At 70.6% G+C, this 19,013-nt stretch carries 13 protein-coding genes; 6 read left to right on the forward strand and 7 right to left on the reverse strand.

Annotated elements, in window-relative coordinates:
* Positions 1–240: 240 nt before the first annotated feature.
* The 3 genes from ACIA8X_RS07920 to ACIA8X_RS07930 all read left to right on the forward strand — a co-directional run bounded on the left by ACIA8X_RS07920 (position 241) and on the right by ACIA8X_RS07930 (position 4,655).
* The gene (locus tag ACIA8X_RS07920; RefSeq protein WP_393444398.1) at positions 241–2,637 is read left to right on the forward strand and encodes a Tex family protein; all 2,397 of its coding nucleotides are present in this window, start codon (positions 241–243) and stop codon (positions 2,635–2,637) included.
* A gap of 123 nt (positions 2,638–2,760) precedes the next feature.
* Positions 2,761–3,318: a putative glycolipid-binding domain-containing protein gene (locus tag ACIA8X_RS07925; protein ID WP_393444400.1), complete on the forward strand. Its 558-nt coding sequence runs from the start codon at positions 2,761–2,763 to the stop codon at positions 3,316–3,318.
* A 116-nt stretch (positions 3,319–3,434) separates the two neighbouring features.
* The gene (locus tag ACIA8X_RS07930) at positions 3,435–4,655 is read left to right on the forward strand and encodes a serine hydrolase domain-containing protein (RefSeq protein WP_399457981.1); all 1,221 of its coding nucleotides are present in this window, start codon (positions 3,435–3,437) and stop codon (positions 4,653–4,655) included.
* A 20-nt stretch (positions 4,656–4,675) separates the two neighbouring features.
* Here the strand turns inward: ACIA8X_RS07930 and ACIA8X_RS07935 are convergent, their stop codons facing one another.
* From ACIA8X_RS07935 to ACIA8X_RS07955, 5 genes are all read right to left on the reverse strand, one after another.
* Positions 4,676–6,316, reverse strand: a complete 1,641-nt coding sequence (locus ACIA8X_RS07935; protein ID WP_399457982.1) for an ABC-F family ATP-binding cassette domain-containing protein — start codon at positions 6,314–6,316, stop codon at positions 4,676–4,678.
* A 207-nt stretch (positions 6,317–6,523) separates the two neighbouring features.
* Positions 6,524–7,546 (reverse strand): oxidoreductase, encoded by a 1,023-nt coding sequence (locus ACIA8X_RS07940; RefSeq protein WP_399457983.1) that lies wholly within the window; start codon positions 7,544–7,546, stop codon positions 6,524–6,526.
* A 103-nt stretch (positions 7,547–7,649) separates the two neighbouring features.
* Complete coding sequence (locus ACIA8X_RS07945; protein ID WP_393444409.1) at positions 7,650–9,353, reverse strand: BCCT family transporter; 1,704 nt, start codon at positions 9,351–9,353, stop codon at positions 7,650–7,652.
* A gap of 88 nt (positions 9,354–9,441) precedes the next feature.
* Positions 9,442–10,701, reverse strand: coding sequence for a M14 family metallocarboxypeptidase (locus ACIA8X_RS07950; protein WP_399457984.1), 1,260 nt, complete (start codon positions 10,699–10,701; stop codon positions 9,442–9,444).
* Positions 10,698–12,653, reverse strand: coding sequence for a Xaa-Pro dipeptidyl-peptidase (locus ACIA8X_RS07955; protein ID WP_399457985.1), 1,956 nt, complete (start codon positions 12,651–12,653; stop codon positions 10,698–10,700). The genes ACIA8X_RS07950 and ACIA8X_RS07955 overlap by 4 nt, the downstream gene beginning before the upstream one ends.
* A 208-nt stretch (positions 12,654–12,861) precedes the next feature.
* Here ACIA8X_RS07955 and ACIA8X_RS07960 point away from each other — a divergent pair, with 208 nt between their 5' ends.
* Positions 12,862–14,409, forward strand: coding sequence for a M1 family metallopeptidase (locus tag ACIA8X_RS07960; RefSeq protein WP_399457986.1), 1,548 nt, complete (start codon positions 12,862–12,864; stop codon positions 14,407–14,409).
* A 287-nt stretch (positions 14,410–14,696) separates the two neighbouring features.
* Here ACIA8X_RS07960 and ACIA8X_RS07965 read toward each other — a convergent pair whose 3' ends face one another.
* Positions 14,697–16,163: an amino acid permease gene (locus tag ACIA8X_RS07965; RefSeq protein ID WP_393444418.1), complete on the reverse strand. Its 1,467-nt coding sequence runs from the start codon at positions 16,161–16,163 to the stop codon at positions 14,697–14,699.
* Between the two features lie 218 nt (positions 16,164–16,381).
* On the opposite strand from ACIA8X_RS07965, the gene ACIA8X_RS07970 reads away from it, so the two are divergent.
* Positions 16,382–17,095: a MerR family transcriptional regulator gene (locus ACIA8X_RS07970; RefSeq protein WP_399457987.1), complete on the forward strand. Its 714-nt coding sequence runs from the start codon at positions 16,382–16,384 to the stop codon at positions 17,093–17,095.
* Here the strand turns inward: ACIA8X_RS07970 and ACIA8X_RS07975 are convergent.
* Positions 17,081–17,806, reverse strand: coding sequence for an SDR family NAD(P)-dependent oxidoreductase (locus ACIA8X_RS07975; protein WP_399457988.1), 726 nt, complete (start codon positions 17,804–17,806; stop codon positions 17,081–17,083). The genes ACIA8X_RS07970 and ACIA8X_RS07975 overlap by 15 nt on opposite strands.
* A gap of 153 nt (positions 17,807–17,959) precedes the next feature.
* Here ACIA8X_RS07975 and ACIA8X_RS07980 point away from each other — a divergent pair, with 153 nt between their 5' ends.
* On the forward strand, positions 17,960–18,982 hold the full coding sequence (locus tag ACIA8X_RS07980; protein WP_393444424.1) for an ABC transporter permease: 1,023 nt from the start codon (positions 17,960–17,962) through the stop codon (positions 18,980–18,982).
* Positions 18,983–19,013: the final 31 nt, after the last annotated feature.

Raw genomic sequence — 19,013 nt, forward strand, 5'->3', positions numbered from 1 at the left:
GAGCTCGTTCGAGCGTGGGGGAGTCGGCGACCGACGACAACGCCGCTGGGGGTCCCCCCTCTGGGGGAGTGCGTGCCAGGGCCCGCGACGCCGGGATGATCCAAACGACAGGTCCTAGGCGGGCCGGCCTCGAAGGGGTGCCACCCGTCGCGACCTGCCGGGTTGCCGCCCTGATCCACGGTTGTCGGTGTCACCTGCCACAATTGCCGCGCAACCTCAGTGAGAAAGCGGGTCGGGATCGTGACGACACCCCTCGTAGGGTCCATCGAAGGCAGGATCGCCGCGGAGCTCGGCGTACGGGAGCGGCAGGTGAAGGCTGCCGTGGAGCTGCTCGACGGCGGTTCGACGGTGCCCTTCATCGCCCGCTACCGCAAGGAAGCGACCGAGATGCTCGACGACGCGCAGCTGCGCACGCTCGAGGAACGGCTGCGCTATCTGCGCGAGTTGGAGGAGCGGCGGACGGCGATTCTCGACTCGGTTCGGGAACAGGGCAAGCTGACCGAGGAGCTTGAGGCGCAGATCCGCGGAGCCGAGACCAAGGCTCGGCTGGAGGATATCTATCTGCCGTTCAAGCCCAAGCGCAGGACCAAGGCGCAGATCGCTCGGGAGGCCGGCCTTGAGCCGCTCGCCGACGGGCTGCTCGGTGACCCGACCGTCGAGCCCGCCGCCGCTGCCGCCGCGTTCGTCGACGCCGACAAGGGCGTGGCCGACCCGCAGGCCGCCCTGGACGGCGCCCGCGCGATCCTCACCGAGCGGTTCTCGGAGGACGCCGACCTGATCGGCGAGGTGCGCGAGCGCATGTGGGTGCGCGGTCGGCTGGCCGCCAAGGTGCGCGACGGCAAGGAGGAGGCGGGCGCCAAGTTCGCCGACTACTTCGACTTCGCCGAGCCGTTCACCGAGCTGCCCTCGCACCGGATCCTCGCGATGCTGCGCGGCGAGAAGGAAGAGGTCCTGGACCTGGTCCTGGAGCCCGAGGAGGCCACCGAGGGGCCCTCGTCGTACGAGGGGATCGTCGCCCACAAGTTCGGGATCGCCGACCGTGGCCGCCCCGGCGACAAGTGGCTGACGGACACCGTGCGCTGGGCCTGGCGCACCCGCATCCTCGTCCACCTCGGCATCGACCTGCGGCTGCGCCTGCGCACGGCCGCCGAGGACGAGGCCGTGGGCGTCTTCGCGGCCAACCTCCGCGACCTGCTGCTCGCCGCCCCGGCGGGCACGCGCGCGACGCTGGGCCTGGACCCCGGCTTCCGTACGGGTGTGAAGGTCGCCGTCGTCGACGCGACCGGCAAGGTGGTGGCCACCGACGTGATCTACCCGCACGTTCCGGCCAACAAGTGGGACGAGGCCATCGCCAAGCTCGCGCGCCTGGCGAAGGAGCACGCGGTCGACCTGGTCGCGATCGGCAACGGCACGGCCTCCCGCGAGACCGACAAGCTCGCCGGTGAACTCATCACCAAGCACCCCGAGTTGAAGCTCACCAAGGTGATGGTGTCCGAGGCGGGCGCCTCCGTGTACTCGGCCTCCGCGTTCGCCTCGCAGGAGCTGCCCGACATGGACGTGTCGCTGCGCGGCGCGGTCTCCATCGCGCGCCGACTCCAGGACCCGCTCGCCGAACTGGTGAAGATCGACCCGAAGTCGATCGGCGTCGGTCAGTACCAGCACGACCTGTCCGAGGTGAAGCTCTCGCGCTCGCTGGACGCGGTGGTCGAGGACTGTGTGAACGGCGTCGGCGTCGACGTCAACACCGCCTCCGCGCCCCTGCTCGCGCGCGTCTCCGGCATCACCTCCGGTCTCGCCGAGAACATCGTGTCCCATCGGGACTCCAACGGGCCGTTCACGTCCCGCTCGCAGCTGAAGAACGTCGCCCGGCTCGGCCCGAAGGCGTACGAGCAGTGCGCGGGCTTCCTGCGCATCCGCGGCGGCGACGACCCGCTGGACGCCTCCAGCGTGCACCCGGAGGCCTATCCGGTGGTCCGGCGGATGGTGAAGACGGCCGGCCAGGAGGTCGCCGCCCTCATCGGCAACACGGGCGTGTTGCGGTCCCTGAAGGCGAACGACTACGTGGACGAGACGTTCGGTCTGCCGACCGTGACGGACATCCTCAAGGAGCTGGAGAAGCCCGGGCGCGACCCGCGTCCCGCCTTCAAGACGGCCACCTTCAAGGAGGGCGTCGAGAAGATCTCCGACCTGGCCTCCGGGATGGTCCTGGAGGGCGTCGTGACGAACGTGGCGGCTTTCGGGGCGTTCATCGACGTCGGTGTCCACCAGGACGGTCTGGCGCACGTCTCCGCGCTGTCGAAGACGTTCGTCAAGGACCCGCGGGACGTGGTGAAGCCCGGAGACATCGTCAAGGTGAAGGTCCTGGACGTCGACATTCCGCGCAAGCGGATCTCGCTGACGCTGCGGCTCGATGACGAGGCGGCTCCGCAGGGACAGGGACAGCAGGGTGGCGGTGGCGGCGAGCGCCGGCAGCGGGGCGGGCGGCCGCCGCAGCAGCGGCAGGGCCGTGGTGGTAGCGGCGGCGGTGGTGGCGGGGGTGGCGGTGGCTCGCGCCAGGCGCCGCCTCCGGCCAACAGCGCGATGGCCGACGCACTGCGCCGCGCGGGTCTGCTCGACCCGAAGAAGGGCAAGCGCTGAGGCGACATACGCCCGGCAGGCGCTGAGCCGGCACACTCCCGGCAGGTGCTGACGCGACACGCGGGCCCGGACTCTCCTGTGCGCCACGGAGGGTCCGGGCCCGTTCGCCCGTAGGGTGATGACATGGCGACGTCACGGGTCATCACCTGGGAAGTGTCGGAGAGCAAGGGCATCGAGACCGCCTGGACCGAGCTCGGCGCCGACGCCCTGCGGGCCCGCGGCCGGGCGGTCGGGACATCGCCACAGCCGTACTGGGTCTCGTACGAACTCGACACGGCCGACGGCTTCGTGACGCGCCGGCTGCATGTCACCGCCGAGTCCGCGGACGGCGTGCGCACGCTCGATCTACGGCATGACGGTGCGGGCGGGTGGACGGCGAACGGTGGGCGTCTGCCCGACGTCGACGGCGCCCTCGACTGCGACCTCGGCCTGTGTCCGCTCACCAACACGATGCCGGTGCTGCGGCACGGGCTTCATCTGGCGCCCGGGGAGCGGGAGTTCCTGATGGCGTGGGTGTCGGTGCCGGACCTGGCCGTCGTGCCCTCGCGGCAGGCCTACGCGCACCTGGGGCGGGGCCTGATTCGCTTCGTGTCCGGCGACTTCCGCAGCGACATCACGTTCGACGACGACGGCTTCGTCGTGGACTACCCGGGGCTGGCGACGCGGTTCGGCCGGTCCTGAGGGGCGCGCCGCCTGTTGGGCCATGTGCAGTAGCGGGCGGCGGCTGCCCGGATCCGGGCGGGAATGGCTGGACGGACCGGACCGCTCGTGGGTCCGCCGCCGCCCGGGGAGAGCCGATGCCGATCCCCACACCGTCTCACCGCCGTTCCCCGCTCGGCCGCCGTCTGGGGGCGGTGTCCCTCATCACCGTCTGCCTGGTCCTGCTGTCCGCTGTCGGCGCGGGCGCCGCCCAGCCGCCCGGACCGCACCCGCACCCGCACCCGCACCCGCACCCGCACGACACCCTCCAGCACCAGCTCGACGACCTGGTCCGCACCCCGGGCGGCCCGCCCGGCGTCATCGCCGTCCTCAGCGACGGCCTGGGCAGCCGGGTCGTCCGGGCCGGCGTCGCGAACCTGGCCACGGGCCGCCGACCGGAGCCCGGCGACCACATGCGCATCGCCAATGCCGCGAAGGCGTTCAGCGGTGCAGTGGCGCTGTCCCTCGTCGACCGCCGCCACCTGCGTCTCGACGACACCTTGCGCGAGCGGCTGCCGCGCCTGCCGCGGGCCTGGGGCGCCGTGACGCTGCGTCAGCTGCTGAACCACACCAGCGGTCTGCCCGACCACGCGCAGGCCCCGGCGTTCCAACAGACCCTTCAGGCCGACCCCCGGCACCGCTTCGACTCCCCCCGGCTGCTCGACCACGTCGCCGACCGGCCGTTGCTGTTCCGGCCCGGCACCCGGTACCAGTACTCCAACTCCGACAACATCGCCGTCGCCCTGATGGCGGAAGCGGCCACCGGCGTTCGGTACGAGCGGCTGCTGGACGAGCTGGTGTACCGGCCGCTGGGCCTGCTCCGCACCAGCCTGCCGCAGGGCTACCGGATGCCGGTGCCGTATCTGCGCGGCTACGACGTGAGCCCGCCCGCGGCGCCGGAGGACGTGAGCGAGGTCCTCGGCATGTCGGGGGTGTGGACGTCGGGCGGCATCGTCTCCACGCCCGTCGACATGACCCGCTTCGTGCGGGGGTACGCCGGTGGCCGGCTGTACGGGCACCACGTCGTACGGGAGCAGCGGCGCTGGATCCCCGGGGCGTCGTCCGAGCCCGCCGGGCCGGGACGCAACGACGCGGGTCTCGGCATCTTCCGGTACACGACCCGCTGCGGTGTGGTGCTGGGGCACACCGGCAACACGCTCGGCTACACGCAGCTGATCGCCGCCACGCCGGACGGGCGCCGGTCGCTGACCTTCTCCGTCACCACCCAGATCAGCGAGGCCCTGAAGCCGGATCTGCTGCGGAAGCTGCGCGCCGTGCAGGAGAACTTCGTCTGTGAGCTGCTGCGCCACAGGGGCTGACCGAGGCTCGCGGACACGGCCTAGCGTTCCGTCACCTTGCCGTCGGCGACCTCCAGGCGGCGGGTGACGTGGACCGCGTCGAGCATGCGGCGGTCGTGGGTGACCAGGAGCAGCGTGCCCTCGTAGGCGTCCAGGGCCGATTCCAGTTGCTCGATGGCCGGCAGGTCGAGGTGGTTGGTGGGCTCGTCCAGGACCAGGAGGTTGACGCCCCTGCCCTGGAGGAGGGCTAGGGCGGCTCGGGTCCGTTCGCCCGGGGAGAGGGTGGCCGCAGAGCGCAGCACGTGGTCCGCCTTGAGGCCGAACTTGGCCAGGAGGGTGCGGACTTCCGCCGGTTCCGTGTCCGGGACCGCCGCGCAGAAGGCGTCCAGCAGGGACTCCTCGCCGTGGAAGAGCTTGCGGGCCTGGTCGACCTCGCCGATCAGGACGCCGGAGCCGAGGGTCGCCTGGCCCGCGGTCAGCGGGACGCGGCCGAGCAGGGCGGCCAGCAGTGTCGACTTGCCCGCGCCGTTGGCGCCGGTGACGGCCACCCGGTCCGCCCAGTCGATCTGGAGGGACACCGGGCCGAGGGTGAAGTCGCCGCGTCGCAGCTCGGCGTCCCGTAGGGTCGCGACCACCGCGCCCGAGCGGGGCGCCGAGGCGATCTCCATGCGCAGTTCCCACTCCTTGCGGGGCTCCTCTACGACCTCCAGGCGCTCGATCATGCGCTGGGTCTGGCGGGCCTTCGCGGCCTGCTTCTCGCTGGCCTCGCTGCGGAACTTGCGGCCGATCTTGTCGTTGTCGTTGTTCGCCTTGCGGCGGGCGTTCTTGACACCCTTGTCCATCCAGGAGCGCTGCATCTGCGCCCGGTCCTGGAGGGCGGCCTTCTTGTCGGCGTACTCGTCGAAGTCGTCGCGGGCGTGGCGGCGGGCCACGTCGCGCTCCTCAAGGTAGGCCTCGTAGCCGCCGCCGTAGAGGTTGATCTGCCCCTGGGCGAGGTCGAGTTCGAGGACCTTGGTGACCGTGCGGGTGAGGAACTCGCGGTCATGGCTGACGACCACCGTGCCGGCGCGCAGGCCGGCGACGAAGCGTTCGAGGCGCTCCAGGCCGTCGAGGTCGAGGTCGTTCGTCGGCTCGTCGAGCAGGAAGATGTCGTAGCGCGACAGCAGGAGCGAGGCGAGTCCGGCGCGTGCCGCCTGGCCTCCCGACAGGGACGTCATCGGCTGGTCCAGGTCCACGGCCAGGCCCAGCGAGTCGGCGATCTCCTCCGCCCGCTCGTCCAGGTCGGCGCCGCCCAGGTCGAGCCAGCGCTCCAGGCTCGTCGCGTACGCGTCGTCCGCGCCGGGCGCCCCGTCGACGAGGGCCTGCGTCGCCTCGTCCATCGTGCGCTGGGCCCCGGCGACTCCGGTACGGCGGGCCAGGAACTGCCGTACGGTCTCGCCGGGGCGCCGCTCCGGCTCCTGCGGGAGGTGACCGACGGTCGCCGTGGGCGGAGACAGCCGCAGATCTCCCTCCTCCGGGGCGCTCAGCCCGGCGAGCAGGCGGAGCAGCGTGGACTTCCCCGCGCCGTTGGCCCCGACCAGGCCGATCACGTCTCCGGGCGCGACGACGAGGTCGAGCCCGCTGAACAGGGAACGGTCGCCGTGCCCGGCGGCGAGGTTCTTGGCGACGAGGGTGGCAGTCACAAGGGGCGATCCTAATGGCCGCGCCACCTCGGACGCGCCGAGGTTTCCGGCGCGCGAGATCGCCGGGGGCGGCAACGCCCTCAGGGGCGCGGGGCTGTATCGATATGCGGCTCCGCCGCGTGGGCGCGACCAGCCACTGTGAGCCCGCGGACGGCTGACGGCATTCAGCGGCACCCACCTCCGTTCCATCGCGGCCCAAGCGGAGCGCTACCGCGCCATGGCCTCCACCAGCACACTCCCCGAAGTCCGCGCCACCACGAACGACTCCCCCCTCACCGCCTTCGCGTCCAGCGCGATGCGGTGGCGGCCCGGTTCCAGGATGCCGTCGAAGACCTCGTGGGTGTGGGTGCGGTAGAGGCGGTCGAGGCGGTAGGCGGTGAGGCGGACCCGGCAGGGGGAGGTGACCTCCAGGCCCGCCTCGCCGTCGGCGGCCACCAGGCGGGTCAGGCGACGCTGTTCGAGCGGGCTGCGGTCCAGGGCGTGTTCGATCTGGGCGACCAGCAACGGCACGATGGGCGCGAGGCCGTCGACGTACGACACGTCGACGCGGGCGTCCGCGAAGGCGTGGTGTACGGCGGCGCGCTGCTCCTCGCCGATCCCGCGGCCGAAGGCGACGGCGCCGTAGGCCCGCAGCTCGTCGGTGGCGACGCCGCTCACGTCGTGGGTGATGTCGGCGCCGATGCCGATGGTGCGCAGGGCGGCGGCGAGCTTGGCCAGGAGGGCGACGCGGGCGCCGATGAGGAGCACCCTGCGGCGTGGAGTGTCGGTGTCGTGGTCGAGCAGGGAGCCCAGTGCCGCGCGGTACTGGGCGCCTTGGAAGCGGAACGGACCGATGCCGTGGTAGCCGTTGAGCTCCAGGTCGGCGTGTTCGTCGGTCTGCCAGGCGAAGTCCTGCCAGATGTAGTCGTCGCCGTCCTGGTCGATGACCGCGGTGACGGCACCGCAGGCGAGGTCGGCGCACTCGGGGCAGCCGTATATGACGTACCGGCTGCCTGGAAGCGGGGCCTCCGCCTCCAGGAGCAGGCTGCGGACCTGTGCGGTGAAGATGGCGGGCGGGACGTCGGAGGCGAGCGGGGAGACGGCGTCGAGGTCGGAGAGCTGGAACAGCAGCGGGCGTCCGTCGACGATGAAGTCCACGAAGTCCCGGTGCACTTGGTAGTCACCGTTGGCCAGGACGCCACCGGCACGCATCGCCGGTGCCAGGCCGAAGGTCGCGTACTCGGCAGACATGCTGTGAGTATCCCCAGGGCGGGACCGATATGAGCGCGGCATGACATATTCCGCTACGTCCCGCCCTGGGAAGCGAACAGGTGGGCGAGGCCTGCGTGCGCCGTCAGGCGTGGTCGTGGCCCAGTGGGTCGCCCTCCGCTCCTGTGCCCGGGCCCGGCCCGACCTTGATCTCGAACTCGCCGTCGTACTTCCTGTGGCCCTCGATCACGGCCATTTCTACGGCCTCGGAGCCCATCTCGGTGCGCACGATGACCGGGTCCCGGCGCAGGTCGCGCATGAGGGCGACGCACATGCCGATCATCACGAGGACGAAGGGCGCCGCGGCCAGGATCGTGAGGTTCTGCAGGCCGGTGAGCGCGTCGCCCTGACCGCTGCCGACGAGCAGCATGATGGCGGCGACGGCTCCGGTCACCACACCCCAGAACACGACGACGAAGCGGCCGGGTTCCAGGGCGCCCTTCTGCGAGAGCGTGCCCATGACGATGGAGGCGGCGTCGGCTCCCGAGACGAAGAAGATGCCGACCAGGATCATCACGAGCAGGCTGGTGGCGGTCGCGATGGGGAACTCCTGGAGGAGGCCGAAGAGCTGGCCCTCGGGAGTCTCCTCACCGCCGAGCCCGCCACCCTCCTTCACCTTCATCGCCGTACCGCCGAAGATCGCGAACCAGACGAGGCTGACCGTGCTGGGCACGAGGATGACGCCGCCGACGAACTGCCGGATGGTGCGGCCCCGGCTGATACGGGCGATGAACATGCCGACGAAGGGCGTCCAGGAGATCCACCAGGCCCAGTAGAAGACGGTCCAGCTGCCGAGCCAGTCCGCGACGCCCTCGCCTCCGCTGGCCTCGGTGCGGCCTGCGAGCTGGGGCAGATCGCCGAGGTAGGAGAAGATCGACGTGGGCAGCAGGTCGAGGACGATGATCGTCGGGCCCGCGATGAACACGAAGAGCGCGAGGATCAGCGCGAGCACCATGTTGGTGTTGGACAGCCACTGGATGCCCCGCTCGATGCCGGAGACGGCCGAGGCGACGAAGGCCAGGGTCAGTACGGCGATGATCGAGACGAGCAGGCCGGTATTCGCCTCGTCCATCCAGTCCAGCTCCTCGAACCCGGAGCCGATCTGGAGCGCGCCGAGGCCCAGGGAGGCGGCGGAGCCGAAGACGGTGGCGATGATCGCGAGGATGTCGATCACCCGCCCGGCGGTGCCGTTCGCGTGCTTCTCGCCGATCAACGGCGTGAAGACCGCGCTGATGGTCTGGCGCCGGCGTTTGCGGAAGGTGCTGTAGGCGATGCCGAGTCCGACCACCGCGTAGATCGCCCAGGGGTGCAGCGTCCAGTGGAAGAGGGTGGTCGCCATCGCCGTCTCCATGCGTTCGGCGGAGTCGGCGGGGTTGGTGCCCGGTGGCGGGGTGTTGTAGTGCGCGAGCGGCTCGCTGACGCCGTAGAACATCAGGCCGATTCCCATGCCGGCGCTGAACATCATCGCGACCCAGGAGACGGTCTTGAACTCGGGCTCTTCGCCTTCGGCGCCGAGGTGGATACGGCCGTAGCGGCTGATCGCGAGCCACAGCGCGAACACCACGAAGCCCGAGGCGGCCAGTATGAAGGCCCAGCCGCCGTTGTGGATCAGGCCGTTCAGCATCTTCGTGGACACGCTCTCCAGCGAGTCCGTGGCCGCCCAGCCCCAGATCACGAAGGCCACAGTGATGGCGGCGGTGACGCCGAACACCACTCGGTCCGTGCTGCGGTGGTGAGGAGCGTCCGGAGGAACGTCCCCACCACCTCTCTTCTTCAGATCTTCGGTCATCAGCGGCACCTTCCCCGGTGAACGGTGGATACGCCGGTTCCACGTCGTCTTCCAGGACCTACCACAGATCCCGTCGATCTCAGCCGTTTCAGCAGTCGGTGTCGGGTTCTCCCGCCGTGAGGTGGTACGGGGCCCGCTCGTCGAGGAGCAGCGGGACGAGGGCGCGCAGCGGCTGGCGGAGCGGGACGTAGGTGCCGTGTGTCCTCACTCCGTGCAGGGCGAGTTCGTCCTTGACCTGGGCGTACTGGTCGGTGGTGAGCCGGTAGCCGCAGGGCGGGTCCTGGATCACCTCGGCCGGTTCGGCCGGGTCGTTGTCGGCGCCGCCGACGTACACGGGTCCGGTGTCGGCGTAGCCCGCCAGCCGGGCCAGACCGGTCGCCGCCTCGACCTGACCGCGACGGGCGTCCGTGAAGTCGAACAGGCCCTCCAGTGCGGCGAGTTGGGAGTGCACCCGGCGCCGGTTGTTGAGGGCCTCGTCGGTCTTCTCCGCGTCCGTGAGCGGATCGACCCGGCTCTCGATCAGCAGGCCGACCGAGTGCTTGACGCCGGACATGTTCCGCAGGATGCGTTCCTGGCCGTCGCCGGCGACCTGCTTGATCGGGTCGCCGGTGACGGGGTCGGTCCAGATGCCGTACGTGCCGGTCGAGTAGCCGGCGCTGGTGGCGGCGGGGCGTACGTACGACTCGGACAGGGCCTGGGCCTCGTCGTGGACGTGCGCGTCCGTGTTGAGGTTGCGCGGCCACAGGTCGAACAGGTCCTTGTCGTAGTACTGGGGTGTGGCGCCGTACTCGTGCAGGTCGTAGACCACGTCGGGGCGCTGGTCGCGGATGACCGCGGCCATGGCCCGGCCCTCGGCGGTCTGGAGCGCGAGGTGGTCGCGGTTGACGTCCACGCCGTCGCTGTTGCCGCGGGTGTCGGCGACCCGGCCGTCGGGGTTGGCGGTGGGCACGACCAGCAGGGTGGTGCGCTCCAGGAAGCGCCGGGTCTGCCGGTCCTTCGCGTAGGCCAGGTCGCGGATCGTGGACAGGCAGGCCTCGCGGCCGGAGGGCTCGTCGCCGTGCTGGCTGCAGATGAGGAGCACCTTGTTGGCGGCGGGGCGCGTGCCGATGCGCACCAGTTGGAGCGGGCGGTCCTGTTTCGTCGTACCGATGCGGGCGACGGAGACGCGGTCGCTCGCCTTGTCGACGGCCGCGAGGAAGCCCTGTTCGTCGGACTCCCCCGTCCAGGCGGCGCCGTTCGACTGCTCGAAGCCCGTGCGGGGCGGGGAGTCGGTGGCGTGGGCGGGGACGGCGACGACGGATGCGGCGAAGGCCGCCGCGATGACGGTGACGGCTCGGATGCGGGTCACCGGCCTCCCTCCGGGATGCGGTGGGTGGTGCGGGGTGCGGTCACGCCGTCGAGGGGCGTGGCCTGGGGAGTCGCGTGGACGGAGCCAGCCGTGGCGCGGGCGAAGGCGTGGGCGCCGCCGACGAACGGGACGCGGGCCTTGGTGCGGGAGAGGTCGAGGGTCAGGGTCGGCTTGGTCGACGGTGGGTCGATCAGGTCCTTGTCCGTGCCCGCGACGATCAGGGCGAGGCGGTGGCCGGCCGGGACGACGTGGTCGGTGGCCGCCAGATCGAGGGTCATGGTGTACGCCTTGCCCGGGGTGAGCGGTGCGCCGTGCAGATCGGAGGCGTGATTGCCCAGGTCGGCCCAACCCCGACTGACGACCGTGTAGTCGACGTCGGCTGTCTTGGCCTGGGTCTCCTTGAAGCAGGCGCTGTCGCCGGTGGTGCTCGCGCCCCAGCAGGTGCGGTCGGTGAGCGTGGTGATGCCCTCGCCGCTGGTCGCGTAGTCGCGGATGGTGTCGGGGCCGAGGTCGACGAGCACGGCGGAGAGGTGGGCCGTCGTGGTGCTCGGGGTCGCGGTGACGGTGATCTCGGAGGAGCCGGCCAGGCGCAGGTCGCGGGTGAGCGGCTTGGTCACGAAGCCCGCCTTGTCGGGAGTCGGCTGGTCGATGTGGGCGGCCCAGTCGGTCTCGCTGTGCTGTGGGTCGTCGGTGAAGGTCTCGGTGCCCTTGCCCTTGCTCAGGCCGAGGGTGCCGACGCCCGCCTGGGTGCCCTTGGCGGGGCGCAGGGTGGTGGTGTCGGTGCCGCGCGGGGGCCAGACCTTTGAGGTGACCCACTGGTCGGGGTGGCGCTCGATGTCGGCCATCGGCTCGCGGTCGATGCCGTTGTCGTAGCCGAGGAGTTCGTGGTCGAACCAGCGGTGCAGCGTGTCGACCCATTCGGCGCGGCGGAAGTCGAAGGGGTCGACGTGGCCGGTCTGGGAGAGCCAGATCTTGCGCTCGACGCCGTTCTTCGCGAGGGCGTCCCACCACTGGCCGACGTGCTTCATCCGGACGTTGAGGTCCTGCATGCCGTGGATCAGGAAGACGCTCGCCTTGACCTTGCGCGTGTCCTTCACGTAGTCGCGCTCGGTCCACAGGGGCGTCCAGTCGCCGGTGCGCGGGGCGCCGTCGACGAGCGTCTGCTGAACGGGGCCGCACTTGGCGCGGGCGTCGGTGCTTTCGACGTAGTCGGAGAGCCAGTCGGGGCCGGAGTCGTAGAGCGGCGCGCCCTGCTGGAAGTAGTAGTCGTACCAGGAGGAGATGGCGCTGATCGGGACGATGGTCTTCAGGCCCTCGACGCCGGTCGCGGCGACGCCGTTGGCGATGGTGCCGTCCCAGCTCTTGCCTATCATTCCGGTGCGGCCGTTGGTCCAGGTGGCCTTGGCCTTGGTGGCGCCGGTGCGGGTCGTGTACGCCTTCGCCCTGCCGTTCAGCCAGTCGACGACGGCCTTCGCGGAGAGGATGTCGGAGCGGCCGCCGACGTCCACGCAGCCGTCGGAGCGGTTGGTGCCGGCGAGGTCGACGCCGACGAAGGCGTAGCCGCGGGGCACGAAGTAGTTGTCGTAGAACAGCGGCATCTGGACGACGTCGCCGTCGGCGTCGTACGTCTTCAACTGGCTCTCGTTGCCGCGCCCGCAGCAGGAGTAGTACGGGCTGGCGTCCATGATGACGGGCACCCTGCGGCCCTGCGCGGCCGCCTCGCGGGGCCGGACGATGTCGACGGCGACGCGGTCGTGCTTGCCGTCGCGGTCGAGGTCGAGTCCGGTGTCCACCCATACGGCCTCGCGGATGGCGTCCTCGTACGAGTAGACGGGCCTGCTCTCCCGCGGGGCGGCGTGGGCCGCCGCGGGTGACAGGAACGCGGCCATCAGCGCGGCTGTGGCCGCCGTCGCGAGCAATCTCCAGATCGTGAAGCGCATGCGGTTCGGCATGCGCGGACGGTACATCGATCAACTCCCGTGCAGAAGGGGGTGGCTGATGACTTATGAGGTCCTGCGTGGCCGATAAACGTCCCTGGGGCGGGTCGGCTCATGTCGGCCGAATGGCGATCATGTGACAGCGGCGGTCATGGACACACAGGAGTCACAGGTGGTGAATAGGCTCCGGACAGACTTCGGGCCCCTACGACTTGGAGCTTTTGTGCACCGCAGAATCATGGCGCCGGGCGCGCTCGCAGCCGCCTCATTGATGCTGGTGATCCCGGCGTCGGCCGCGAGCAACACCCCCGGCGCTCCGGGCATCGGCGACCCCTACTACCCGGCGTACGGCAACGGCGGATACGACGTCTCCCACTACGACCTCCGGCTGAAGTACCAGCCGGCCACGGACGAGTTGGAGGGCACGGCGACCCTGCTGGCGAAGACGACGCAGGACCTGTCCCGCTTCAATCTGGACTTTCTGCTGGACGTCAGCGAGGTCCGGGTCAATGGCGCGAAGGCGTCGTTCGCGACGTCCGGCGAGCACGAGCTGGAGATCACGCCGAAGAAGCCGCTGGCCAAGGGCACGGACCTCACCGTCGTCGTGCGCTACCGCGGGGTGCCGTCCTCGAAGGAGGCGTACGGCTTCACCAGTTGGCACCGTACGCCGGACGGCGGAGTCGGGGCGAACGAGCCCGAGGCCGCCTGGTGGTGGTTCCCCAGCAACGACCACCCGCTCGACAAGGCGACGTACGACGTCTCCGTGCTGGTCCCGGACGGCACGCAGGCGATCTCCAACGGCACGCTGCAGTCGACGAGTTCACGGGTGGGCTGGACCCGCTACAACTGGCGCTCGGACAAGCCGCAGGCGACCTATCTCGCCACGCTCGCGGTCGGCAAGTTCGACGTGACCACGGGGACGACCGAGAGCGGCATTCCGGTCGTCAACGCCTACAGCAAGGACCTGGGCGCACACTCCGGCGCGGCGCGGGCGAGCATCGAGCGGACCGGGGAGATCGCGGACTGGCTGGCCGGGTACTTCGGGCCGTACCCCTACAACGCGCTCGGCGGCTATGTGCCGAACACCGACACCGGGTACGCGCTGGAGACGCAGACCCGGCCGTTCTACAGCCCGTCGAACTTCGCGAACGGGTCGAACACCTCGGTGGTCGTCCATGAGCTGGCCCATCAGTGGTACGGCGACCTGGTGTCCGTGAAGGACTGGAAGGACATCTGGGTCAACGAGGGCTTCGCGCGGTACGCGCAGTGGCTGTGGTCGGAGCACGAGGGCGAGGGGACGGCGCAGGAGATCGCCGACTACGTGTACGCCTCGCGTGCGGCCGACGACGCGTTCTGGACGGTCAAGCCCGGTGATCCCGGGCCGGAGAACCAGTTCCACATCGCGGTCTACGACCGGGGCGCGCTGACCCTGCAGGCGCTGCGCAACGAGATCGGGGACGAGGCGTTCTTCGCGATCCTCAAGGGCTGGACGAAGAAGTACGCCTACGGCAACGCGTCGGTGGCCGACTTCCAGCGGTACGCCGAGGAGGTGTCCGGCAAGCCGCTGGCGGCGCTCTTCGACACGTGGCTGTTCCAGCCGTCGAAGCCGGGTGCTCCCGCGGCGCGGGAGGCTTCGATCGCGAGGGCGTCGGTGGCTCCGGTGCAGCCGAAGTCGTGGAAGAAGATCGCGGCGACGAACGGCGTGCACGATCACGGGGCCGAGGGCGGCAAGGCGCACGAGGACGAGCACGCGCACACGCACGAGCGCTGAGCGCGCCGCTGGATTTGCCACGCCATGTCGTCCGGCGGCCGCGGGTGCGTCGTGGCTTGTCGCGCAGTTCCCCGCGCCCCTAGGGGCGCGGGCGCCGGCCACCGCACTGTGCAGGGTGCACTGGTGCGGTGGCTCGCCGTGGGCCCTTGGGACGGCGGTCGACTGCGAGTCGTACGTGGTTGGTCGCGCAGTTCCCCGCGCCCCTTCAGGGCGCGTCCGTGATCGTAGGACGACAAGCTCTGGACTGCGCGCCACCGTAGAGGCCGCCGCTGACGGCGGCCTCGGAACTACTTCGTGAGCTCGGTCAGCTCCCGGTCCTCCGTCTTCGCGACCCGGCGCCGGATCGCGTACCAGCCGCCGACGAGCATCGCCGCGATCACCGGGATCAGCAGCAGGGTCTTGCGGCCGACCTCGGGGTCGTTCCACATCATGCCCAGGCAGGCCAGCAGGAAGGCGATCGTGGTGATCTCCGTGATCGGGCTGCCGGGGAGGCGGAAGGAGGGCCGGGCCAGCAGGCCCGCCTTGGCGCGGCGGACGAAGACCAGGTGGCAGATCATGATGATCACCCAGGTCGAGATGATGCCGAGAGAGGCGACGTTCAGCACGATCTCGAAGGCCTGGCTGGGCATGAGGTAGTTCAGGCCGACGCCGAGGACGCAGACCGCGCAGGTGAGCAGGATGCCGCCGTAGGGGACCTGGCTGCGGTTCATGCGGGCCGTGAACTTCGGGGCCGAGCCCGCCATCGCCATCGAGCGCAGGATGCGGCCCGTGGAGTACAGGCCGGAGTTGAGGGAGGACATCGCCGCCGTGAGGACCACCAGGTTCATCACGTCGCCCGCCGCCGGGACGCCGATCTTCGACAGGACCGTGACGAAGGGGCTCTGGTCGGCCGAGTAGACCGAGCCGGGGAGGAGGAGGGCGAGCAGGACCACCGAGCCGACGTAGAAGAGGCCGACCCGCCACATGATCGAGTTCACCGCGCGCGGGACGATCTTCTCCGGCTCGGCGGTCTCGCCCGCGGCGACGCCGACCAGCTCCAGCGCGGCGTACGCGAAGATCACGCCCTGCATGACGAGGACGACGGGCATCATGCCGTGCGGGAAGACGCCGCCGTTGTCGGTGATCACGCTCAGGCCTGGGGTCTGGCCGCCGACCTCGTGCTGGGTGGCGAGGAGGAAGATGCCCACGAACATGAACGCGACCAGCGTGGCGACCTTGATGATCGCGAACCAGAACTCCATCTCGCCGAAGATCTTCACCGAGATCAGGTTCACCGCCAGGACCACCGCCAGGGCGATCAGGGCGAGCACCCACTGCGGGATGTCGGTGAACAGGCTCCAGTAGTGCGTGTAGAGCGCGATCGCGGTGATGTCGGCGATACCGGTCGTCGACCAGTTCAGGAAGTACATCCAGCCCGCGACGTACGCGCCCTTCTCACCGAGGAACTCGCGCGCGTACGACACGAAGGAACCGGAGGACGGGCGGTACAGGACGAGCTCGCCCAGCGCCCGGACCACGAAGAAGGCGAAGATGCCGCAGACCAGGTAGGCGATCGCGAGCGCGGGGCCCGCGTTGTGGAGGCGGCCGCCGGCGCCGAGGAAGAGGCCGGTGCCGATGGCCCCGCCGATGGCGATCATGTTGACGTGGCGGGCCTTGAGGTCCTTGCTGTAACCGGCGTCGCCCGCGTCCGCGGGCATCTGCGCCGCGTCGCTCTGGGGTGCGGCCACGGCCGTGTTCACGGCGTCCTTGCTCACGGGTGGTACCACTCTCTGGTGCGCCCGAGCGGGTCGCGCTCGGGTGTCCGGACGTACGTAGGTCTGCGCCCTCGGTGGAAGGCACAGACCAAGGGGCCACCTTCCCCGGAATCCCACCGGCACGCGGTGGTGTACGTCACAGAGCGGGACATCTCACATGGTCATCCAGGGTGCGGCAGAGGTTTCACAGCATTGGTGAGACAGCGATACTGCTGCACATGACGACCGAACCCATCGACGTCGAGGAGCCGACCCTCACGATCGACGAGCTGGCCGCGCGGGCGGGTGTCACGGTCCGCACGGTCCGGTTCTACGGCACCAAGGGGCTGCTGCCACCGCCGGTGATCGGTCCCCGGCGGGTGGGGCACTACGGGCAGGAGCACCTGGCCCGGCTCGCGCTCATCGAGGAACTGCAGCAGCAGGGGATGACGCTCGCCGCCATCGAGCGGTACGTGCAGCAGCTGCCGACGGACCTGAGCGTGCACGACCTCGCCATCCACCGGGCCGTCGTCGCCTCCTGGGCTCCGGACACCGTGGAGACGGTGACGCGCCAGGAGTTGGAGCGGCGGGCGGGGCGGGGCCTGGGCGACGACGACATCGAACGGCTGGGCGCGATGAACGTCGTACGGCACGAGAACGGCTCGTACCGTGTCGACCTCGGGCTGCTCAGACTCGGCGTCCAGCTCCTCGACGTACCGCTGTCCCAGGACGCGATCCTCGCCGCGCGGAAGGTCCTGATCGAGCACTCGCGCGCGGCGGCCCACGAACTGTCGCAGCTGCTGCGGGGCGAGGTGTCGGAACGCGCCGCGCAGGACGTGAAGTCCCTGTCCGCCCATATGCAACCCATCGTCATGCAGGCCCTGCTGACGACCTTTCAGCGGTCGCTGAAGGAGGAACTGCACGAGTGGCTGACGGACTCAGAGGAACGCTGATCCGCCTGACACGTTGAGGGTCTGCCCGGTGAGGAAACCGCTGCCCTCGTCGACGACGTACAGCAGTGTCGACACCAGGTCGGACGCCTCCTGGGTCCTGCGTACGGCCTGCCGGTCACGGACGTGCGCGAAGCCGCCGTCCGCGCCGACCGTGCGCTCGGCGGTGGCGGTGCGGACCATGCTGGGCGCGATCGCGTTGACGGTGATGTCGTACGGCGCGAGGGCGGCGGCGAGCGATCGGGTGAAGCCGATCAGGCCCATCTTCGAGGCGACGTACGGGACCATCGTGGGCGGCGCGGTGAGCACGGCGGCCGAGGCGATGTTGACGATCCGGCCCCACCCGGCCGCCTTCAGATAGGGCAGCGCGGCCCGGGTCACCAGGAACGGGGCCTCCAGGTTGACGCGCATGACGCGGCGCCACTCCTCGACCGACGTGTCCTCGAAGGGTTTCGCCGGGTAGACGCCCGCGTTGTTGACGACGACGTGCAGCGTGCCGAACCGGTCGATGACGCGCTCCAGTTGGTGGCACACCTGGGTCTCGTCGGTGACGTCGGCGGTCAACTCCAGGTAGTCGAGGATCATTCCGGCGGTTTCCGGCTGTGGCGCGAGGTCGAGGCCGGCGACCCGGTAGCCGCGCCCGGCGAGCGCGACGGCGAACTCCCGTCCGAGGCCCTGTGCCGCTCCGGTCACCAGGGCGGTACGCGTCTCCATGGGGCGAGTGTGATGACCCGTCAGCCGCTGGGCAAGGGTGCATTCCACTCCCTGAAACGCCCGTGTTGCCGCCGGGCCCCGCGCGCCCGACGCTGCGGGACGACACCCCCGGCGCCGCACCGGCGCAGGCCGTACGTACGGGAGCCGTGCCCGATGACCGAGACCGAGCGTGCCGTGGACGACGCCTCGCACGCCCCCGAAAAGGAGGGCGGCACCCGGCGGTCGATGCCACGCCGGCTGGTGCGGGACGAACTCGGTGTGCTGCTCGTGCTGGGGCTGCTGATCGCCGCGATCGGGATTCCGTACCCGGACTTCCTCGGCACCGACAACCTGCTGTCCACCGCGCACAACTCGGTCTACATCTCCCTGATGGCGTGCGGCATGGTGTTCGCGCTGGCCATGCGCGAGGTCGACCTGTCGGTGGGCGGCACCTACGCGATGTGCCTGGTCGTCGGGGCCCTGGTGGTGCGCGAGGGCCTGCCGCCCTGGTTGGCGGTGCCGGTGGTGCTGCTCACGGGGACCGTGCTGGGCGTGTTCAACGCGCTGGTGACGACGCTGCTGGCGCTGCCGTCGTTCATCGTCACGCTGGGCACGCTGATGCTGTACCGGGGTGTCGGGCTGGCGCTCGCCGACGGCAAGCAGATCACGGATCTGCCGCTGGACGACTCGTTCTTCACGTTCGCGGGCGGGGATCCCGGCGGGGTGCCGTTCGCGCTGTGGGTGCTGGTCGCGGTGGTCGCTGTGCTCGCCGTGGTGCTCGCCCGCACCCGTTTCGGGGCTCGGGTGCGGGCGATCGGGTCCAACCCCGACGCCGCCGCGTTCAGCGGCATCCCGGTCGTCCGCACCCGGATCCAGGCCCTGGCGCTGTCCGGGTTCACCACGGCCTGCGCCGCCACGCTCGCGCTCGCCTTCTACGGGGCCGGTGACCCGACGCTGGGCCAGGGTTACGAGTTGCAGGCCATCGCGGCGTGCATCATCGGCGGCACCCCGCTGGCCGGCGGACGTGGCTCGGTGGTCGGTGCGGTGGCCGGGGCGATGATCCTGTCGGTCGTGGCCTCCGGGCTGGTGTTCTTCGAAGTCCCCATCAACTGGACGTCGTTCGCGACCGGCGGGGTGATCCTCGTCGCGGTCGCGGCGGACAGCGCGCTGCGGCGGACCGGACGTCGCCGTGAATGAGCGTCGGCGTGACGCCGCCGAACCGCCCCTG

Origin of the sequence: Streptomyces sp. NPDC051738 (assembly GCF_044453205.1) — a bacterium.
Taxonomy (GTDB): domain Bacteria; phylum Actinomycetota; class Actinomycetes; order Streptomycetales; family Streptomycetaceae; genus Streptomyces.